This window comes from Cognatishimia activa, assembly GCF_017798205.1.
GTDB lineage: Bacteria > Pseudomonadota > Alphaproteobacteria > Rhodobacterales > Rhodobacteraceae > Cognatishimia > Cognatishimia activa_A.
The window spans coordinates 2,677,605-2,696,618 of record NZ_CP060010.1 but is presented as its reverse complement, the minus strand read 5'-3'; the positions used below and the strand labels follow the sequence as shown (position 1 = coordinate 2,696,618).

General features: G+C 58.1%; 20 protein-coding genes. 12 read left to right on the top strand and 8 right to left on the bottom strand.

The annotated features are described in order from the left end of the window. Nucleotides 1-108: 108 nt before the first annotated feature. From HZ995_RS13260 to grxD, 6 genes are all read left to right on the top strand, one after another. Complete coding sequence (locus HZ995_RS13260) at nucleotides 109-1,014, top strand: LysR family transcriptional regulator (protein ID WP_209356144.1); 906 nt, start codon at nucleotides 109-111, stop codon at nucleotides 1,012-1,014. A gap of 262 nt (nucleotides 1,015-1,276) precedes the next feature. Then, entirely contained in the window at nucleotides 1,277-3,436 is a 2,160-nt protein-coding gene (purL, locus tag HZ995_RS13255; RefSeq protein WP_209356143.1) for a phosphoribosylformylglycinamidine synthase subunit PurL, read from the top strand. A gap of 30 nt (nucleotides 3,437-3,466) precedes the next feature. Next, a complete protein-coding gene (locus tag HZ995_RS13250; protein ID WP_209356142.1) occupies nucleotides 3,467-4,003 on the top strand; it encodes a hypothetical protein in 537 nt (178 codons plus the stop codon). A gap of 31 nt (nucleotides 4,004-4,034) precedes the next feature. Then, nucleotides 4,035-4,265 carry a BolA/IbaG family iron-sulfur metabolism protein gene (locus HZ995_RS13245; RefSeq protein ID WP_209356141.1) on the top strand — a complete coding sequence of 77 codons (231 nt, stop codon included), beginning with the start codon at nucleotides 4,035-4,037 and terminating at the stop codon, nucleotides 4,263-4,265. A 118-nt stretch (nucleotides 4,266-4,383) separates the two neighbouring features. Continuing rightward, the gene (locus tag HZ995_RS13240) at nucleotides 4,384-4,554 is read left to right on the top strand and encodes a hypothetical protein (protein WP_209356140.1); all 171 of its coding nucleotides are present in this window, start codon (nucleotides 4,384-4,386) and stop codon (nucleotides 4,552-4,554) included. 18 nt (nucleotides 4,555-4,572) lie between these two features. Next, nucleotides 4,573-4,935, top strand: a complete 363-nt coding sequence (grxD, locus tag HZ995_RS13235) for a Grx4 family monothiol glutaredoxin (RefSeq protein ID WP_209356139.1) — start codon at nucleotides 4,573-4,575, stop codon at nucleotides 4,933-4,935. 78 nt (nucleotides 4,936-5,013) lie between these two features. Here the strand turns inward: grxD and HZ995_RS13230 are convergent, their stop codons facing one another. Beyond that, nucleotides 5,014-5,598, bottom strand: coding sequence for a TetR/AcrR family transcriptional regulator (locus tag HZ995_RS13230; RefSeq protein ID WP_209356138.1), 585 nt, complete (start codon nucleotides 5,596-5,598; stop codon nucleotides 5,014-5,016). 124 nt (nucleotides 5,599-5,722) lie between these two features. Between HZ995_RS13230 and HZ995_RS13225 the strand changes: the two genes are divergently transcribed. Next, nucleotides 5,723-6,937, top strand: a complete 1,215-nt coding sequence (locus HZ995_RS13225; protein WP_209356137.1) for a flavin monoamine oxidase family protein — start codon at nucleotides 5,723-5,725, stop codon at nucleotides 6,935-6,937. 28 nt (nucleotides 6,938-6,965) lie between these two features. On the opposite strand, the gene HZ995_RS13220 is transcribed toward HZ995_RS13225, so the two are convergent. Beyond that, on the bottom strand, nucleotides 6,966-7,355 hold the full coding sequence (locus HZ995_RS13220) for a cell division protein ZapA (RefSeq protein WP_209356136.1): 390 nt from the start codon (nucleotides 7,353-7,355) through the stop codon (nucleotides 6,966-6,968). Next, nucleotides 7,355-7,918, bottom strand: coding sequence for a hypothetical protein (locus tag HZ995_RS13215; protein ID WP_209356135.1), 564 nt, complete (start codon nucleotides 7,916-7,918; stop codon nucleotides 7,355-7,357). Before HZ995_RS13215 ends, HZ995_RS13220 begins: the two co-directional genes overlap by 1 nt. Nucleotides 7,919-8,229: 311 nt before the next feature. Here HZ995_RS13215 and tkt point away from each other — a divergent pair, with 311 nt between their 5' ends. Beyond that, nucleotides 8,230-10,203: a transketolase gene (gene tkt / locus HZ995_RS13210; RefSeq protein WP_432417992.1), complete on the top strand. Its 1,974-nt coding sequence runs from the start codon at nucleotides 8,230-8,232 to the stop codon at nucleotides 10,201-10,203. A gap of 118 nt (nucleotides 10,204-10,321) precedes the next feature. Here tkt and HZ995_RS13205 read toward each other — a convergent pair whose 3' ends face one another. From HZ995_RS13205 to HZ995_RS13190, 4 genes are all read right to left on the bottom strand, one after another. Then, the gene (locus HZ995_RS13205; RefSeq protein ID WP_209356133.1) at nucleotides 10,322-11,293 is read right to left on the bottom strand and encodes a DUF808 domain-containing protein; all 972 of its coding nucleotides are present in this window, start codon (nucleotides 11,291-11,293) and stop codon (nucleotides 10,322-10,324) included. 76 nt (nucleotides 11,294-11,369) lie between these two features. After that, complete coding sequence (coaD, locus tag HZ995_RS13200) at nucleotides 11,370-11,861, bottom strand: pantetheine-phosphate adenylyltransferase (protein WP_209356132.1); 492 nt, start codon at nucleotides 11,859-11,861, stop codon at nucleotides 11,370-11,372. Nucleotides 11,862-11,978: 117 nt separating this feature from the next. After that, nucleotides 11,979-12,413 (bottom strand): CBS domain-containing protein, encoded by a 435-nt coding sequence (locus HZ995_RS13195; RefSeq protein WP_209356131.1) that lies wholly within the window; start codon nucleotides 12,411-12,413, stop codon nucleotides 11,979-11,981. 62 nt (nucleotides 12,414-12,475) lie between these two features. Further along, nucleotides 12,476-13,372 carry a LysR family transcriptional regulator gene (locus HZ995_RS13190; protein ID WP_209356130.1) on the bottom strand — a complete coding sequence of 299 codons (897 nt, stop codon included), beginning with the start codon at nucleotides 13,370-13,372 and terminating at the stop codon, nucleotides 12,476-12,478. 109 nt (nucleotides 13,373-13,481) lie between these two features. Here HZ995_RS13190 and HZ995_RS13185 point away from each other — a divergent pair, with 109 nt between their 5' ends. The 4 genes from HZ995_RS13185 to mmsB all read left to right on the top strand — a co-directional run bounded on the left by HZ995_RS13185 (nucleotide 13,482) and on the right by mmsB (nucleotide 18,195). Further along, a complete protein-coding gene (locus HZ995_RS13185; RefSeq protein ID WP_209356129.1) occupies nucleotides 13,482-14,981 on the top strand; it encodes a CoA-acylating methylmalonate-semialdehyde dehydrogenase in 1,500 nt (499 codons plus the stop codon). Nucleotides 14,982-15,137: 156 nt separating this feature from the next. After that, complete coding sequence (locus HZ995_RS13180; protein ID WP_209356128.1) at nucleotides 15,138-16,277, top strand: acyl-CoA dehydrogenase family protein; 1,140 nt, start codon at nucleotides 15,138-15,140, stop codon at nucleotides 16,275-16,277. 2 nt (nucleotides 16,278-16,279) lie between these two features. Beyond that, a complete protein-coding gene (locus HZ995_RS13175; RefSeq protein ID WP_209356127.1) occupies nucleotides 16,280-17,326 on the top strand; it encodes an enoyl-CoA hydratase/isomerase family protein in 1,047 nt (348 codons plus the stop codon). Next, entirely contained in the window at nucleotides 17,323-18,195 is an 873-nt protein-coding gene (gene mmsB / locus HZ995_RS13170; RefSeq protein ID WP_209356126.1) for a 3-hydroxyisobutyrate dehydrogenase, read from the top strand. The genes HZ995_RS13175 and mmsB overlap by 4 nt, the downstream gene beginning before the upstream one ends. A 15-nt stretch (nucleotides 18,196-18,210) precedes the next feature. Here the strand turns inward: mmsB and HZ995_RS13165 are convergent, their stop codons facing one another. Further along, the gene (locus HZ995_RS13165) at nucleotides 18,211-18,975 is read right to left on the bottom strand and encodes a helix-turn-helix domain-containing protein (protein ID WP_209356125.1); all 765 of its coding nucleotides are present in this window, start codon (nucleotides 18,973-18,975) and stop codon (nucleotides 18,211-18,213) included. Nucleotides 18,976-19,014: the final 39 nt, after the last annotated feature.

Here is a 19,014-nt window from a genome sequence, read left to right as displayed (position 1 = left end):
ACCTTTGGAACAGTTATTTGTGAGGTTTTTTTGAAACCTCGCGTCACAATGTTTCGTTTTTCGGGAAATTCTTCTAGGAATGGGGCAAGCAAATAGAAAGTTGCGGATATGGACTGGGACAAACTTCGAATATTTCACGCAGTAGCAGACGCAGGCAGCCTCACACATGCCGGTGATACCCTTAATTTGTCTCAATCGGCGGTCAGCCGTCAGGTGCGCGCGCTGGAAGAAAGCCTCAATACGATTCTCTTTCACCGCCATGCGCGGGGTCTGATTCTGACGGAACAAGGCGAATTACTGTTTGACGCGACCAAAGCCATGGCGAAACGGCTGGATGCGGCTTCTGCCCGAATTCGCGACAGTGAAGAAGAGGTTTTTGGCGAACTGCGCGTCACCACGACGCTTGGCTTTGGCACCATGTGGCTCGCGCCACGTCTGCATAAGCTCTACGAAAAATACCCTGATCTGAATATTGATCTGATGCTTGAGGAACGGGTGCTCGACCTGCCCATGCGCGAGGCCGACTGCGCAATCCGCATGAAAGAACCCAGCCAGGCCGACCTGATCCGCAAGCGCCTGATGTTTGTGAGCATGCGGCTCTATGCAACGCAAGCCTATCTGGACGCCCATGGCACGCCGGAAACGCCACAGGACATGGCGGACCATCGTTTGATCTGTCAGAACCCGGGTTCTGATCAGGTGTCGGCCGGTGCGGTGATGATCCAGTCGCTTTTGACCAACAATATTCAGTCCCGCCTGAACGTGAACAACTACTATGGCGTTCTGCAGGCGGTTTTGCATGACCTCGGCATCGGGTCTTTGCCCGACTATATCGTCGAGGAATCCCCTGATCTGGTGCGGGTCCTGCCCGAGGTTCAAAGTCAGGAAATCCCTGTTTATCTGGCCTATCCAGAGGAATTACGGCATTCCAAGCGCATTCAAGCCTTCCGTGACTTTGTACAAGAAGAGATCGCGCTTAGCCGTAAACACATGAAAGAACAGGGAAACCTCTAGGTATGCACTAGGCGCATATCAGCTTTGCTGCAGGCGCAGCATGGTTTTTCTTGAAAGTTAACACGCTGCTGCTTATTTCATCTCTCGAAGGCGATGATTGCTTATTCGCACATCATCTTCATACCTCCCTGTTGGACTTAGGCCGAGCTTGTTTGCTCGGCCCTTTTTTTTGGCATAACGCGCGCGACGCTTAGGCCTTCCCCTTTGGGCACCCATGGCGTAAAGAGCGCGCAACGCCAGCCACCAGCCCTAAGGACAGAGAATGCAAGATCCAGTCATCACCGATGAGGTCATCGCAAACCACGGTTTCACCAAGGACGAATATGCCGAAGTGATCAACATTCTGGGCCGCGAACCAAACTTCACCGAAATGGGCATTTTCTCGGCGATGTGGAATGAGCATTGCTCTTATAAATCCTCCAAGAAATGGCTGCGCACTCTGCCAACCGAAGGCCCTCAGGTGATCTGCGGCCCCGGCGAAAACGCGGGTGTGATTGATATTGGCGACGGTCAAGCCGTGATCTTTAAGATGGAAAGCCACAACCACCCCTCCTACATCGAACCCTACCAAGGCGCGGCGACCGGTGTTGGTGGCATTCTGCGCGACGTCTTTACTATGGGCGCGCGTCCAATCGCGGCGATGAACTCTCTGTCCTTTGGCGAGACCTCGCATCCCAAAACCAAACAGCTCGTCAACGGCGTGGTCGAAGGCGTCGGCGGCTATGGCAACTGTTTCGGTGTTCCCACCGTGGGCGGTGAAGTACGCTTCCACCCGGCCTATAACGGCAACTGCCTTGTGAACGCTTTCGCGGCAGGCTTGGCGGACGCTGACAAAATCTTCTACTCCGCAGCCTCTGGCGTCGGCATGCCGGTCGTGTACCTTGGCGCGAAAACCGGCCGCGACGGTGTTGGCGGCGCGACAATGGCGTCGGCCGAATTCGACGACACCATCGAGGAAAAACGCCCCACCGTTCAGGTCGGCGACCCTTTCACCGAGAAACGCCTGATGGAAGCCACGCTCGAGCTGATGGCCACCGGCGCCGTGATCTCGATCCAAGACATGGGCGCAGCGGGTCTGACCTGCTCTGCCGTCGAGATGGGCGACAAAGGCGGCTTGGGTGTGAAGCTCAACCTCGAAGACGTGCCCCAGCGCGAGGAAAACATGACAGCTTACGAAATGATGCTGTCGGAATCCCAAGAACGCATGCTGATGGTTCTGAAGCCAGAGCTCGAGGCCGGGGCACGCGCCGTCTTTGAAAAATGGGACCTCGATTTCGCCATCGTCGGCGAAACCATCGAAGAAGACCGCTTCCTGATCATGCACAACGGCGAAGTCAAAGCCGATCTGCCTCTGTCCAAGCTCTCCTCCACTGCACCAGAATACGACCGCCCATGGGTCGAGACGCCTGCGGCAGAGCCTCTGGCCGATGTGCCAGAGATTGACCCGATTGATGGTCTCAAGGCGCTGATCTCCAGCCCCAACTATGCCGCCAAACAGTGGGTCTATGATCAATATGACTCGATGGTCATGGCCGACACCGCGCGTGGCCCGGGCGTGGGTTCAGGCCTGTTGCGTGTGCATGGCACCGACAAGAAGCTCGCCTTCACCTCGGACGTGACCCCACGCTACGTGAAAGCCAACCCTGTAGAGGGCGGCAAACAAGCCGTCGCCGAAGCCTATCGCAACCTCACAGCCGTCGGCGCAACCCCTCTGGCGACCACCGACAATATGAACTTCGGCAACCCGGAAAAGCCTGAAATCATGGGACAATTCGTCGGCGCGATCAAAGGCATCGGCGAGGCCGTTGCGGCGCTCGACATGCCAATCGTCTCGGGCAACGTGAGCCTTTACAACGAGACCGACGGCAAAGGCATCCTGCCAACCCCAACCATCGGCGCAGTTGGCCTTATTCAGGCCAACGAAGAAGAGATCATCGGCGAAGCGCGCGAAGGTCACGTGGCCTTGGTCGTGGGCGCAACAAACGGGCATCTGGGACAATCCGCTCTGCTCGCCGAAGTCTTCAACCGCGAAGAAGGCGACGCCCCTGCGGTCGACCTGGCCGAGGAAAAGAAAAACGGCGACTTCATCCGCGCCAACCGCGAGATGATCAAAGCCTGCACCGACCTCTCGGACGGTGGCCTCGCGCTGGCAGCCTTTGAAATGGCGGAAACCGCGGGCGTCGGCGTCCATCTGGATGACGCGAACACCGCGACCTATTTCGGCGAAGACCAGGCCCGCTATCTGATCGCCTGCAATTTCGATCAGGCCGAGGCGCTTATGGTCGCCGCAGGCCAGGCGGGTGTCACCCTGCAATCGGTCGGCAAATTCACCGGCGACAAGGTCCGCATGGGCTCTTCCGAGGCGCCTCTGGCTGATCTGGCTGCGACTTTCCGCAGCAGCTTTGCTGCCGCTGTCGCCTGATCCATGCCCCGGGATTTCGCCTACCCGGACATGAAAACAGACTGCAGCGCCTGCAGCTCGCTTTGCTGCGTGGCGCTGCATTTTGATCGGGGCACTGACTTTGCGCTCGACAAACCGGCGGGCATTGCTTGCCCCAACCTTGACCCACAGAAATTCTCGTGTGCGATCCACGACGACCTCGTCAAAGCGGGCTTCTCCGGATGCATCAAATTTGACTGCCTCGGCGCGGGACAACACACGGTACAAGGGGTTTTCGGCGGCACAGACTGGCGCAGGCACCCCGAACTCTTGCCCGAAATGATGGAAGTCTTCCGCCTTTTGCGTCGCCTGCATCAATCTCTGGAAATCCTGAAGTACCTTGAACTCATGCCGCTGGGGGAGGAACAACTCCACCTCGTGAACATGCTCAAGGCAGGCTTCACCGAACCCGACGACGGCTGGACGCTGTCCACCCTCACAGCGCTGGAAACCGACGGGGCCTTTGACCTCTACCACACCGCCCTTCCCGCCTTTCAATCGCTGTTTGACGATCCAAAGGCTCTTGCAGCCCTACGGGCCGCGACCTAAGTTACATCTCAAACACCAAATAGGAGCCCGCATGGCCATTCTCGCCTCTGACATCGAAGCCCTGATCCGCGAAGGATTTCCAAACGCTCAGATCACTGTGCAAGGCGACGATGGTGCGCATTTCGCGGCCGAAGTGATCGACGAGAGCTTTCGCGGCCAATCCCGCGTGGCCCAACAGCGCGCGGTGAACGCCACCGTGAAATCCGCCATCGACAGCGGCGCGCTGCATGCTTTGGCCCTGACCACAAAGGCGCCTAACTAAAATGGCCCTGTGGCGGCGGATCATATCGCTGTTTCTGCCGGGCCCCCGCCGGCCGCTCGCCACACGCCAACCGCACTTTAAGGACCGAGAGGTCGAACTGGGCATGGAGGCCACCGACATGAAGATCGTCGACGCCGCCCACCGCCGCAACCAATCACTCGACCGGGGCAACACCTGGCATGGCAGCTTTGCCGAGGCCACCGACCGCTCGGTCAAGACCTTTAAAGACGACGCAGATTACGCGCGTGACTATCATCGCCTTTACGGCCCCAAAGACGAAACATCGTGAAAACGATCGGAGAAAGACATGACTGACGCAAAGACCCGCATTGATGAGACCGTCAAAGCCAACGACGTGGTGCTTTATATGAAAGGCACCAAAGAGATGCCCCAGTGCGGCTTCTCCTCTCGTGTGGCGGGCGTTCTGAACTATATGGGCGTGGACTACACCGACGTGAATGTTCTTGCAGACGATGAGATCCGTCAGGGCATCAAGGATTACTCCGACTGGCCAACCATCCCGCAGCTCTACGTCAAAGGCGAGTTCGTCGGCGGCTGTGACATCATCACCGAGATGACTTTGTCTGGCGAGCTGGATACGATGTTCGAAGCCAACGGCGTCGGGTTTGACAAAGAGATGGCGGACAAGATCCGGGCTGCGAACGCGTAACTTAATAAGCTCAGGCTGGACAGAAATTCAAAAGCTCCCGATCTACAGGTCGGGAGCTTTTTTGATGGCACATCTGACCTAGTGCGCCAAAGCGATCTCGAGGCTCGCCCTATAGATCGTCTCGCGCAGATCGTTTTGCGACACCCCTGTCACCTGCTCATCCGTAAACAACATGCTGCCTTCATACATGCTCGCGATCACAATCGCGCGCCTGCGGGCCTCTTCGGCGCTGACAGACGGACGCGCGGCCAGGATCATGTCGCAAATGTTATTGATATAGTCCCGGTGACTGTCGTCCAGCGCATTGCGCACCAAAGCGTCATTCAGCGCCATCGACCACAGATGAATCTCTAGCCGCTGCTGACTGCCATCGCCGCCGGAGTCCTCGCACAAGGCCCTCGCGGCGATCCGAAGCTGCTCTTCGGGATCCTCACCGGCGGTCTCCAAGGCAGCCCCGACTTGGTCGACATAGCCATCCATCACATCATTTAGTACAGCCGTCACCAGCATTTCCCGTGTTGGGAAATGATACTGCAGGGACGCCAGCTTGATCCCCACGACTTTCGCCACTTCGCGCAGAGAAAACCCCGCCTCGCCCTGCTGAGCCAGCAAGTTTGCAGCTGCAGCAACGATCTCGCCTTTACGATTTTTTGACGTCTTCACGGGTCTCATTGCCTCAACATAGCAAGTTCACCTGTCGATTGACAGGTTTCGTTACCTGTCATATGACAGATTGAACACTTTCTTCAGTCTAGCCGTCGGGCGCGCAATCACAATGGGCACAAAGATGAACCGCAGAACTTTCCTGAACACCTCGATCTCGGCCATGGCCGCAGGCTTTGTCCCACTCGCGGCATCGGCCCAAGGCGCGCCCACAGGTTATCTGCGCACAAACTGGAGCCGCGATCCCTATAGCCTTGGGTCTTACTCCTATGTCGCCAAAGGCGCACGCCGCCGCGATCACGAAGCCCTCGGCGAACCCGTTGGCGAACAGCTCTTCTTCGCGGGCGAAGCGGCCCATCCCGATTACAACAGCACCGTGCACGCCGCCTATGAGTCAGGCCAAATTGCTGCCGAAGCGATCTATGACACCACAGACGCAGAATCTGTTGCCGTAATCGGTGCAGGCGTCAGTGGCTTGGCCGCGGCGCTCTGGCTTTCTGAGGAAGGTTACGACGTCACCGTCCTAGAAGCACGCCGCCGCATTGGGGGCCGCATCCTGACCGACCGCAGCCTCGGCCTGCCACTGGATCTGGGCGCAAGCTGGATCCACGGCACCCGCGGCAACCCTCTGACCGACCTTGCTGATGAACTGGGAGTACAAACCCGCGAAACCGATGAAACCTATGTGGTCCGAGGCGGTGACGGCCGCGAGATCCCGGACTCTCAAACCCCGGATTGGCTGGATAACGTCTTGTCCGTGCAGCATAATCTTGGCGCGGACACATCCGACGTCAACGCCTCGGCCTATTGGTCAGACGCAGACTATGGCGGTGACGAGGTGATCTTTCCCGGCGGCTATGATCAGCTCTTTACCGGAGTGCAATCCCTTCTGGACATCCGTCTCGGCCATGTCCTCACCCATGTGAAAACCGACGAGGACGGCGTGCATCTGCGTGACGGCAAAGGCCGCACCGCCAGCTTTGATGCGGTGATTATTACGGTGCCTCTTGGGGTGCTTAAGGCAGGCGCGATCAAGTTCTCTCCCGCCCTGCCCGACTGGAAAACCGCAGCGATCAACCGCTTGGGTATGGGCACGTTGGACAAACTCTATCTGCGCTACAATGAGGTGTTCTGGGACGAAGACGTCACCTGGATCGCCACGCCAGAGAACAGCCTGCCGCAAGGCCAGTTCAACCAATGGCTCAATCTCTACCGCTATACCGGCCAGCCCGTGATCATGGCCTTCAACGGAGCCCAACCCGCCCGCGACCTTGCGCGCCTGTCAGATGCAGAACTGGTCAAACGCGCGCGGCGGACGTTGGAGATGGCTTATTCTTAGGTGAAGGATCGCAGATCTATGGGGTGCCCTACCCCACCTTCTCCTCAACCTGCGCAGCCAGTGCCTCGGCCCGTGCCGCCAGTTCCGCCATCGCGTCGCGCGTGCTCGCTGGCACCACCGGCACCTCAACCCGTTCGATATGCGCAGGGGCAGACCGCAGCCGCGCCAGCTCTTCTTCTTGCTCAGCCACCTTGGCCTCAAGCTCGCGCATCCGGTCTTCCATACCCGCGGATTTATCCGCCAGCATGAGGCCTGACATCAACAACATCCGCGCTTCAGGGATGCGCCCGATCTGAGACGTCAGAACCCGCGCCTCATCATCCAGCATCTTGGCCGCCGAGCGCAGGAAATGCTGTTCGCCCTCTTGGCAGGCCACTTCAAAATTACGACCGCCAATGCTGATATCGACTTCTGGCATTACGCGCCCTCCGTTCCGGTTTTCACCATTGGCATCAAGGTCTTGATGATCACATCCGCTTCAGCGCGTTCCAGTTCCTGCGCAGCAATAGCGGCATCGAGTTCCACTTGCAGCGAATTGTTGATCAGTTCGGGATCCACAACCATATCCGCTGCTGCCTGACGCAGCGCCAGCGTGTTCGAGCGCATCAATTTGTTAGACCGCCGCAGCCGCACCAGACGTTGGTTGAGCCCCGCCCAGGCCGCGCGTTCCTCGGCGGCCGCATCGCGGATCGCCTCGATCTCTTGCTGATGCGCACCGGTGACTGCCGCCACCTCGCCATCTGTATCGCCCGAGGCCCGTGCCTCTGCCGCAGCAGTCAGTGCCTTCACCCGCGCCTCAAGCTGCGCATTCGCGGTTCGTTCTTCTTCCAAAGCCGCTTTTAATGCTGCAATTTCTTCTGATTGATCACCACTTTGATCGCCACTGGCCGCCGCCGGGGCATCGCCCAAGTTATTCAGCCCCGTTGCGATCCGATCCATGGCCGCTGACAGCCGATTTTCCAAATCAGCAATATCGGTCATCCCGCGCCCCCATTCTTCTTCACGTCGTTTCACCCAGTTCAACGCCCGATGTACCCTCGGGCCTGCCCACCCACGCGACGGACCAAAATGTTAACGCAAACATATCAAAGGCCGAATCGAGCGGTGTCTGCGAGTTTACCCAATGAAAAACCAAAATGCTGCCCCTTTAACATCAAGGACTTGGCGGCGGCGCTTGATCTTATACGTAACCCTGCTATTGAGCCTCTCGACCCTAGACGTAAAGCGCCCAAGAAAGAGGATAGATCCCCGTGGACATCGCTGCACTTAAAGCCAAAAATCCTGACCACTGGATGAAGGCCACCGCCATTCGCGCCCTTGCCCTGGATGCCGTCAAAGGGGCCAACTCTGGCCACACCGGCATGCCGATCGGCATGGCAGACGTCGCCACCGTGCTGTTTGAGAAGCACCTGAAATTTGACGCAAAAAACCCGACCTGGCCTGATCGCGACCGGTTTATCCTGTCTGCGGGCCACGGTTCGATGCTGATCTATTCCCTGCTCTATCTTTGCGGCGACCAGCAGGTCACGCTGGATCAGATCAAGAACTTCCGCCAGATGGGATCGCTGACAGCGGGTCACCCGGAAAACTTCCTGCTGGATGCGGTTGAAACCACCACCGGCCCGCTTGGGCAGGGTATCGCCAATTCCGTCGGTTTTGCGATCGCCGAAGAAATCCTGCGCGCGCAATACGGCAAGAAACTTGTCGACCACCACACCTATGTGATCGCAGGCGATGGTTGTTTGATGGAGGGCGTCTCCCAAGAGGCCATCGGTATCGCAGGCCGTCATAACCTCGGCAAGCTGATCGTCTTCTGGGACAACAACAACATCACCATCGACGGCACAGTTGAACTGTCTGACAAAACCAACCAGGTGCAGCGCTTCAAAGCCTCGGGCTGGCACGTTCAGGAAATCGACGGCCACGATCCAGAGGCCATCGACGCGGCCATCATCGCGGCTAAGAAATCCAAAAAGCCAAGCATGATCGCCTGCAAAACCCACATCGCTCTGGGCCATGCGGCGCAAGACACATCCAAGGGTCACGGCGCTCTGACTGACGCGGATCAGGCCAAAGCGGCCAAAGAGATCTGGGGCTGGACCGGCGGCGAATACGAAGTCCCTGCCGAGATCAAGTCCCAATGGGAAGCCATCGGCGCGCGCGGCGTATCCGAGCGCGAAGCATGGGAAGCCCGTTTTGCAGAGGCTTCCACCCAGAAGCAGGCAAAATTCAACCGCGCGCTGGCGGGGGATGCGCCGAAAAAGCTGTCGGCCACCATTAAAGCCCTGAAAAAGCAGGTCTCTGAGGATCAACCAAAAGTCGCGACCCGTAAGTCTTCGGAAATGGCACTGCAAGCGATCAACGCTGTGATGCCTGAAACCGTGGGCGGCTCTGCTGACCTCACTGGCTCAAACAACACCAAGACCGATGATCTGGGTATGTTTGAAACCAACAACCGTGGCGGTCGCTACATCTACTGGGGTATCCGCGAGCACGGTATGGCCTCGGCGATGAACGGCATCGCGCTGCACGGCGGCCTGCGCCCTTACGGCGGCACCTTCATGGCCTTCACCGACTATGCGCGCCCTGCCATGCGTTTGGCGGCCCTGATGAAGATCCCAACGGTCTTTGTCATGACCCATGACTCCATCGGCGTCGGCGAAGACGGCCCGACCCACCAGCCAGTCGAGCATTGCGCCATTTCCCGTTCCACACCAAATACTTACGTCTTCCGTCCGGCAGACACAGTGGAAACCGCCGAGGCCTGGGAAATTGCGGCCACCAGCAAGACCACCCCATCGGTCATGTCTCTGACCCGTCAAAACCTTCCGACCGTACGGACCGAGCACAAACTCAAGAACCTCACTGAGCAAGGCGCCTATGTTCTTGCCGAAGCCACCGGCAAACGTCAGGCAATCCTGATCGCGACCGGCTCTGAGGTCTCTGTCGCCATGGACGCCCGCGCAAAACTGGAAGCCGAAGGCATTGGCACCCGCGTTGTCTCTATGCCCTGCATGGAGCTGTTTGCTCAGCAAGACGAAAGCTACCGCCGCAAGGTCCTGCCCGCAGGCCCAGTCCGCGTCGGGATTGAGGCAGGCGTACGCCACGGCTGGGATCGCTGGCTCTTGGGCGAACGTGGTCGCGAAAACAAAGCAGCCTTCGTGGGCATGGACAGCTTCGGCTCTAGTGCCCCTGCAGGCGAGCTCTTTGAAAAGTTCGGCATCACCGCAGACAATGTGGTCGCCAACGTCAAAGCGATGCTCTAAGCGCGTCACATATCACAACAAAGGGCGGCTCCATTCGGGCCGCCCTTTTTGTGTTCGTTGTTTTCTCTTGCCAAAAATATCCCCGCCGGAGGCTCCCACGGCCTCCACCAGCAAAGACCTACGAGCGTGAAAACACCCCCGTCGCCGCCTTCCAAATCGGCGTCACAAACCGTGTCCCGATTGGGATCAGAATAAACCCAAGCGCCAAACCTAGGATCCCATCGAGCGTCGCAGTCGCAAACCACTCGGTGAACCCTTGCCAGGCTTCCGGCACCATCACGGCCACCGCATGAGCCCATCCGTGAATGAGATACCCAAGCCCACCAAAGCCCATTTCCTTCAGCGCGTGCACGATGATCGAGCCACCGACCCAAAGCATCGCCGCTGTGCCCACAATCGTCAGCAGGCGCATAAAATGAGGCATACCGCGCACAAGCCCCCTACCCGCGGCGCGCGTCAGTCCGAGCCGCCCGTTCTGAGACAGCCAAAGACCCACATCATCCGCCTTAACGATCAAGGCAACCGAGCCATAGACCGCAATCGTGATCCCAATCGCCACTAGGGCCAAGGTCGCCGCTTCCATCCAAAAGGTACTCGCAGGCACTGCCGCCAAGGCAATGGTCATGATCTCGGCAGACAGAATGAAATCGGTTTTAATCGCACCAGAGGCGCGCTGTTCTTCCAGCATCGCCGCATCTACAGGCGCTTCGTGGTGATCCTTATGGTCCTCGTGATGTGGAACGATCAGATGATAGATTTTCTCCGCCCCTTCAAAACACAGATAGGCTCCTCCGAGCATCAACAGTGGCGCAATCATCCAAGGGGCGAAATTGGCCAACAGAAGGCCAATCGGCAGCAAAATCAGCAACTTATTGCGGAAAGAAGCCCGCGCGATGCGCCAAATGATCGGCAGCTCTCGGCTCGCTTCAAAGCCCGCAACATATTTCGGAGTCACCGCGGCGTCATCGATCACGGCCCCTGCGGCCTTGGAGCCTGCCTTCAGCGCCTGAGAGGCCACATCATCCAGCGAGGAGGCCGCGACTTTGGCGATCCCTGCAACGTCATCCAAAAGGGCAAGCAAACCGCTCATCGGTATCCTCTTCGCTCGTTAACCTGCGGTTACCCTAAAGGCACGCCCCTTGTACGCAAGGGGAAATGGCCCCTGATTATCCCATTCGAGCTTGAACCGCCTCTTTGACCGCCGGAGTCACGAACTTGCTAATATCGCCCCCCAAGCGCGCGATTTCCTTAACCAGTTTTGAGGCAATCGCCTGATGCTTGAGATCGGCCATGAGGAACACCGTCTCGATGCTGTCATCAAGCGCACGGTTCATCCCAACCATCTGATATTCATACTCAAAATCGGTCACAGCCCGCAGGCCACGCACAATAATCTGAGCTCCAACATCCTTGGCGCAATCGATCAAAAGGTTCTCAAACGGATGCGCAACGATCTCAGTCCCTGTCTCGGCCGACAGTTTCGCACATTCCGCTTCGATCATGGCCACACGTTCCTCAAGCGAGAACAAAGGCCCCTTGTCGCGGTTGATCGCAACGCCGATCACCAGACGGTCCACCAAAACAGCAGCCCGCCGGATAATATCGATATGTCCCAGTGTGACGGGATCAAAGGTGCCGGGGTAGAGTCCTGTGCGCATGAGAATGCTCCGAATTAGTCTTGCGGCACGCAACAATATTGCGCGACGTTTTGCAAGCCTTCCGACGAGGGTCCCGAAGTTTTACGGAACGTCAGTGCAGTCTCGCAAAATTCCGACTTAGTGCCCCATGATCATGCCTTCGAGGGCATCTTTCTCCATCGCAAGTTCGGAGAGTCGCGCTTTGACAACGTCGCCCAGCGTTACAAGGCCAACCATGTCACGGCCTTCGACCACTGGCATGTGACGAAACCGCCCTTCGGTCATCTTTTCCAGAACCGAGTCCGCGCTGTCCGTGAGACCACAGGTCACCAAATCGGACGTCATCAGGTTGTCGACCTTATCTTCCATACAGGCCGCACCACGCGCAGCAAGGTCACGCACGATATCGCGTTCCGACAGGATCCCGTCCGCCGTCTTCCCGTCGCCAGAGATGACAACGGTCCCGATCCGTTTCTCTGCCAGAATTTTGGCTGCATCCTGCACCAAACTTCCCGGTGAAACCGTCACAACCCCTGTATCGCCTTTTGACTTGAGAATCTGTTGAACGAGCATTCAGAAACGCCTCCGTACTAAAACTTTCCGTAAGCTCAGCGTGTTGCCTGCGCAATAAAATGTCAAGCGAGCGCTTCCAGTCGCGTCACTTCCCTGCGCAAACCTTCGATAAGGGCGTCGGCAAACCGGTTCATGCGCTCGAGGCGCTTGTCGTCCTCATGGCGCACCAAGTAGAAACTGCGCGTCAGCCGCACTTGATCCAACAGGATCCGTTTCACATTGGGATAGAGCGGAAGTGCAAAGTCATGCACAAAGCCCAAACCACCGCCCTGATGGATCCAATTGATCTGAACAGAGACCGAGTTTGACGCCAGATCAGGCGATTCAATCCCGATTTCAGACAAATAGTCGAGTTCCTTGTCAAAGATCATATCCGGGATATAGCCCACGACCATGTGGTCTTTGACGTCCTCGACCCGTTCAATCGGCGCGCTTTTGGCCAGATACTCCTCAGAGGCTGCAAGGCTCAGATGATAGTCCGAGATCTTTTGCACGATCATGCGTCCCGCGGTCGGCGGGCTAACGGCGATCACAAAATCCGCTTCACGTTTGGACAAATTGATAACACGCGGCAAAGCGACGATCTGAATTTCCAACTCGGGATTGTCTCGTGCGATTTGCGCGCAGACCTGAGGCAACAGGAAATTCGCCGAACCATCGGGCGCCCCTACTCTGACCTGCCCTGTTAAGCCTTCCGTTTGCCCGCTCAGCTCTTCATTGGCGGCGGCCACAGATTGCTCAATGCGGATCGCGTGCTCCATCAGGCGCTCCCCGCGATCTGTGAGCGCATAGCCCGTCGGAGACTTGCCAAACAGAGGCGCGCCATAGCCCGCCTCAAGCCGCGCTATGCGCCGCCCTACTGTCGCAGGATCAATCCGCAAGCGTTTGCCCGCCTTGCTCAGGCTTTCATCCCGCGCCACCGCCAGAAACACCCGCAAGTCATCCCATTTCAGATCCAAAGCCAAATCCCTTTGCATTTTTGCAAAACATGAATGTGATATTTCCGCTTTATCGTGTGAAATTGCAAGTGCACACTGCGCGGGAAATTTAGAGATGCAGGAGAGTCCTATGCAGGAACTGACTCATTACATTAATGGCGCACACGTCAAAGGCACTTCCGGGCGCTTTGCCGATGTGTTCAACCCGGCCACTGGCGAGGTTCAGGCCAAGGTGCCTCTGGCCAATAAGGACGAATTTGATGCCGCGGTGGAAATCGCCGCCGCCGCACAACCCGCCTGGGGCGCAACCAACCCGCAGCGTCGCGCGCGCGTCATGATGAAATTCGTGGATCTTCTGAACCGCGATATGGACAAGCTGGCCGAGGCGCTCAGCCGCGAGCACGGCAAGACCTTCCCTGACGCGAAAGGCGATATTCAGCGTGGTCTTGAGGTCGTGGAATATTGCATCGGCGCGCCTCAGATGTTGAAGGGTGAATTCACCGACAGCGCGGGCCCCGGCATCGACATGTATTCCTTGCGTCAGCCTCTGGGCGTCACGGGCGGCATCACCCCGTTCAACTTCCCGGCGATGATCCCAATGTGGATGTTTGCCCCAGCAATTGTCTGCGGCAATGCCTTTATCCTGAAGCCCTCCGAGCGTGATCCTTCTGTGCCTCTGATGCTGGCTGAACTGATCGAAGAAGCGGGCTTGCCAAAGGGCATCCTCCAGGTGGTCAATGGCGACAAAGAAGCCGTAGACGCGATGCTCTACAATGACACAGTACAATCCATCGGCTTTGTGGGCTCGACCCCGATTGCAGAATATATCTACGGCACCGGTTGTTCGCAGGGCAAACGCGTACAGTGCTTTGGCGGCGCGAAAAACCACATGATCATCATGCCGGACGCGGATCTGGATCAGGCCGCAGACGCGCTGGTCGGCGCGGGCTATGGCGCGGCGGGTGAACGTTGTATGGCGATTTCCGTGGCTGTGCCTGTGGGAGAAGAGACCGCTGATAGGCTCATCGAAAAACTGGTTCCACGGATCGAGAAACTGAAAGTCGGCCCCTATACCTCGGGCGATGACGTGGACTACGGCCCCGTTGTGACGGCACAGGCCAAGGAAAACATTCTGCGGCTGGTTCAAACCGGTGTCGATCAGGGGGCGGAACTGGTGGTCGACGGGCGTGATTTCTCGCTGCAAGGCTATGAAGAGGGATTCTTTGTCGGCGCGCACCTCTTTGACCGCGTGACACCCGACATGGACATCTACAAGACCGAGATCTTTGGTCCTGTGCTGTCCACCGTCCGCGCAGGCTCTTACGAAGAAGCGCTTGGCCTCGCGATGGACCACGAATACGGCAACGGAACCGCGATCTTTACCCGCGATGGCGACACGGCGCGCGATTTCGCCAACCGCATCAACATCGGCATGGTCGGCATTAACGTCCCGATCCCGGTGCCTCTGGCCTATCACACCTTTGGCGGCTGGAAGAAATCCGTCTTTGGCGACCTGAACCAGCACGGCCCGGATGCGTTCAAATTCTATACGCGCACCAAAACCGTGACATCGCGCTGGCCCTCCGGCATCAAGGAAGGCGGCGAGTTCAACTTTAAAGCGATGGACTAAGCATCTGTTTAAAAACACAGAAACGCTCCGGATCCTGAAAATCCGGGGCGTTTTTTGCAAAAGTGACGTGACGATCTAAACTACTTTTGCGCCTGACATAGTTCTGTAAGGATTTTATAATTGAACGAAGGTTCAATTGTGGAATGGGAGGCCCGAATGGACTTTGCACTGAGTGAAGAACAAACCTTAATTTTCGACATGGCCAAGGGCTTTGGCGAAGAGCATATCGCGCCTTTCGCGCGCGACTGGGACGCGGCGGGATCGATCCCCAAAGACCTCTGGCCCAAGCTGGCAGAGCTTGGCTTTGGCGGACTTTATGTGGACGAAAAATACGGCGGCTCTGCCCTTTCCCGCTTGGACGGCACGCTGGTCTTCGAGGCGCTTGCAATGTCCTGCCCCTCCGTTGGCTCTTTCCTGTCGATCCACAACATGTGTGGCGGGATGTTGAATTCTTTCGGCTCTGACGCGTTCAAGGACAAATTCCTCCCCGACCTATGCGCCATGAACAAAGTCTTCTCCTACTGCCTGACCGAACCGGGGTCCGGCTCTGACGCCTCTGCCCTCAAAACCCGCGCCGAGAAAACCAATGCCGACTACGTGCTCAACGGCACCAAAGCCTTCATCTCCGGCGGCAGCTATTCGGACGCCTATGTCGTCATGTGCCGCACCGGCGAGGACGGCCCCAAAGGCATCTCAACCGTCGTGGTCGAAGACGGCACGCCGGGCCTCTCCTTCGGAGCACTCGAAAAGAAGATGGGCTGGCTCAATCAACCGACCTCTCAGGTGCAATTCGACGACTGCAAAGTGCCCGCCGAGAACCGCGTCGGAGACGAGGGCCGAGGGTTCTCTTATGCCATGGCTGGACTTGATGGTGGCCGCCTCAACATCTCCGCAGGCGCCTTGGGCGGCGCACAAGCAGCCCTAAACGCAACCGTGCAATATATGGGCGAACGCAAGGCTTTCGGGAAATCCATCAACCAGTTCCAAGCCCTCCAATTCCGCCTCGCCGAATTTGAAACCAAACTCCAGGCCGCCCGCGTCTTCCTGCGCCAAGCCGCCTGGAAACTGGATCAAAAAGCGCCTGACGCCACCAAACATTGCGCCATGGCGAAGCTCATGGTCACAGACGTTGCCTTTGAGGTCGCCAATGGATGTCTGCAACTGCATGGCGGCTACGGCTATCTCGCCGACTACGGCATCGAGAAAATCGTGAGGGACCTGCGCGTGCATCAGATCCTGGAAGGCACCAATGAAATCATGCGTTTGATCGTCTCGCGTCAGATGATTGCAGAGTAAATATGACTGACATCCACATCCGCAAAATCGGCCTGACGGGCCGTATCACGCTGAACCGCCCCAAGGCGCTTAATGCGCTCTCTTACGACATGTGCCTCGCAATCGAGGACGCTCTGGACGCTTGGGCGACGGACGACAGCATCAAAATGCTTGTCATCGACGCCGAAGGCGACCGCGCCTTTTGCGCCGGCGGCGACATTCAAGAGATGTATGACACGGCCAAGGCCGGCAACTATAACTATGGCCGCAAGTTCTGGCGCGACGAATACCGCATGAACGCCAAGATGTTCGAGTTCCCCAAACCCGTCGCCACCTTCCTGCAAGGCTTCACCATGGGCGGCGGCGTTGGTGTCGGCTGTCACGGCAGCCACCGCGTCGTCGGCGACACCTGCCAGATCGCCATGCCCGAGGTCGGCATCGGATTGGTCCCCGACGTCGGCGGCAGCTATATCCTCGCCAAAGCGCCAGATCATATGGGCGAATACCTCGGCCTGACGGCGGCGCGCATGGACGCAGGCGACGCGATCACCGCGGGTTTTGCCGACTACTATATCCCAGAGGAGCAATGGCCCGCGCTCATCGCTCAGCTTGAAGAGACTGGCGACTTCAGCCTAATCGACGCAGCGGCCTCCGAGCCCGCCCAAGGCAAGATCACCGCGCAGCTCTCTGAGATCAATCGACATTTCGCGGGTGCGACGCTCTTGGACATCGTGAATTCCCTCAAATCCGAGGACAGTGAATTCGCAGCCAATACGCTCAAAGCCTTGGGTCGCAACTCGCCGCTCTCGATGGCCTGCGGTCTTGAAATCATCCGCCGAGGCCGGGCCTTTGACAATATCCGCCCCTCGCTGGAACAAGAGTTCCGCTTCACCTATCGCTCCGGTGAGTCCGGCGAGTTCGTCGAAGGCATCCGCGCCGCGATCATCGACAAAGACCGCAACCCGCAGTGGACACATACGCTGGATAACCCTCCGGCCGCGATGGTCATGAAAATGCTAATGCCTCTGGGCGCGGAAAAACTGACATTTGAAAAGGGAGAGACGGCATGAAAATCGGGTTCATTGGATTGGGCAATATGGGCGGCCCCATGGCGGCAAATCTCGCGAAAGCCGGCCATGAGGTGACGGGTTTTGACATGGCGGATGTTGCCATCGACGGCGTCACCTTGGCCGAAAGCGCCGCGGCCGCCGCCACTGGCGCGGACGTGGTCATCACCATGCTCCCCAACGGCCAGATCCTGCGAGCTGTCGCCGATGAGATCCTACCCGCCATGACCCAAGGCGCGGCCCATGTGGATTGTTCCACCGTCGATGTCGACAGCGCCAAAGCGGTCGCCGAGCAAGCCGAAGCCGCAGGCCTTTTGGCCGTCGACGCACCCGTCTCCGGCGGTGTCGGAGGCGCGGCCGGCGGCACGCTCACCTTTATGGCAGGCGGCTCGGATGCGGGTTTTGCCAAGGCGGAACCTCTGTTTGAGATCATGGGCCAAAAGGCGGTGCATTGTGGGGCCTCAGGCGCCGGTCAATCCGCCAAAATCTGTAACAATATGATCCTTGGCGTGACGATGATTGCCACCTGCGAAGCCTTTGCTTTGGCAGACAAACTGGGCCTCAATCGCCAAAAGATGTTTGACGTCGTGTCGACCTCGTCAGGCTACAGCTGGACCATGAACGCATACTGCCCTGCCCCCGGCGTCGGCCCGCAAAGCCCTGCGGACAATGGCTATCAACCGGGGTTCGCCGCAGACCTCATGCTCAAAGATCTACGCCTGTCCCAGCAGGCTGCCGAGTCCGCAGACGCCGACACCCCCATGGGTCAAATCGCAACCGACCTCTACGCGCAATTCGTGGAAAACGAAAACGGCCAAGGCATGGATTTCTCAGCCATGCTGCCCCGCTTTGAAAAACGCGGTCGGGGATAAGCCATATCGGCGGGGTCACTGCCCCGCCATTGCCATCAACACCGCGCGGGTTTGCTCATCCGCCGGAAAAAGCTGTTCGATCTTGATGTCCGAATAGGCGATCTCGCCAATTCCACCAAACTGCGAAATCGTTGAGAACAAAGACAAAGTGACCCCGCCCATCCTATAGCGTGTCGCCAGTATAACCGGGCTTTGCGCAGGCGGCACATAGCCCTCAACCCGCGCGCTCAACCGCTCAATCAACCCACTCAGGACCACATCGCGCCCCAAATGCGCCAGTTCCACCCGTAGGCGCGAGAGGATTTGGTATTCCACCTCTTCGATATTCTCAATCGCCGCGCGTAGGTCCCCACGATCCAGCATGGCCTCAATCAGACTGTCCCCTTCGGCCAATCCCATCGGCCCCAGAAACATCTGTGCAGGCCCATTCAAAGCCACCAGCTTCCAATGCCGATCCAAAGCCATCGCCGGATAGGGTGCGTGATTGTCCAAGGTCCAGCGCATCGCGGTATCAAGCGGCGCAAGCTCTTCATCCGCCGCCGCGCGCTGCCCGTATGCAGGCGCCAGTCCCCCAGCCGTTAACAACCGATTGCTTTCCGCCAAAGGCATCTGCAAGACCTCTGACAACCGCAACGCCATGCCCCGACTGGCCTGAGACCTCCCGGTTTCCAGAAACGACACATGCCGCGCCGAGACCCCGGCCTCGTTCGCCAGATCCAACTGACTCATCCGTCGGATCTGCCGCCATTCTTTCAGGACGGTTCCAAAGCTCTGTTCCATACCCGGCCTCCTCTTGGGGTCACCTTACCAGAGCGAGAC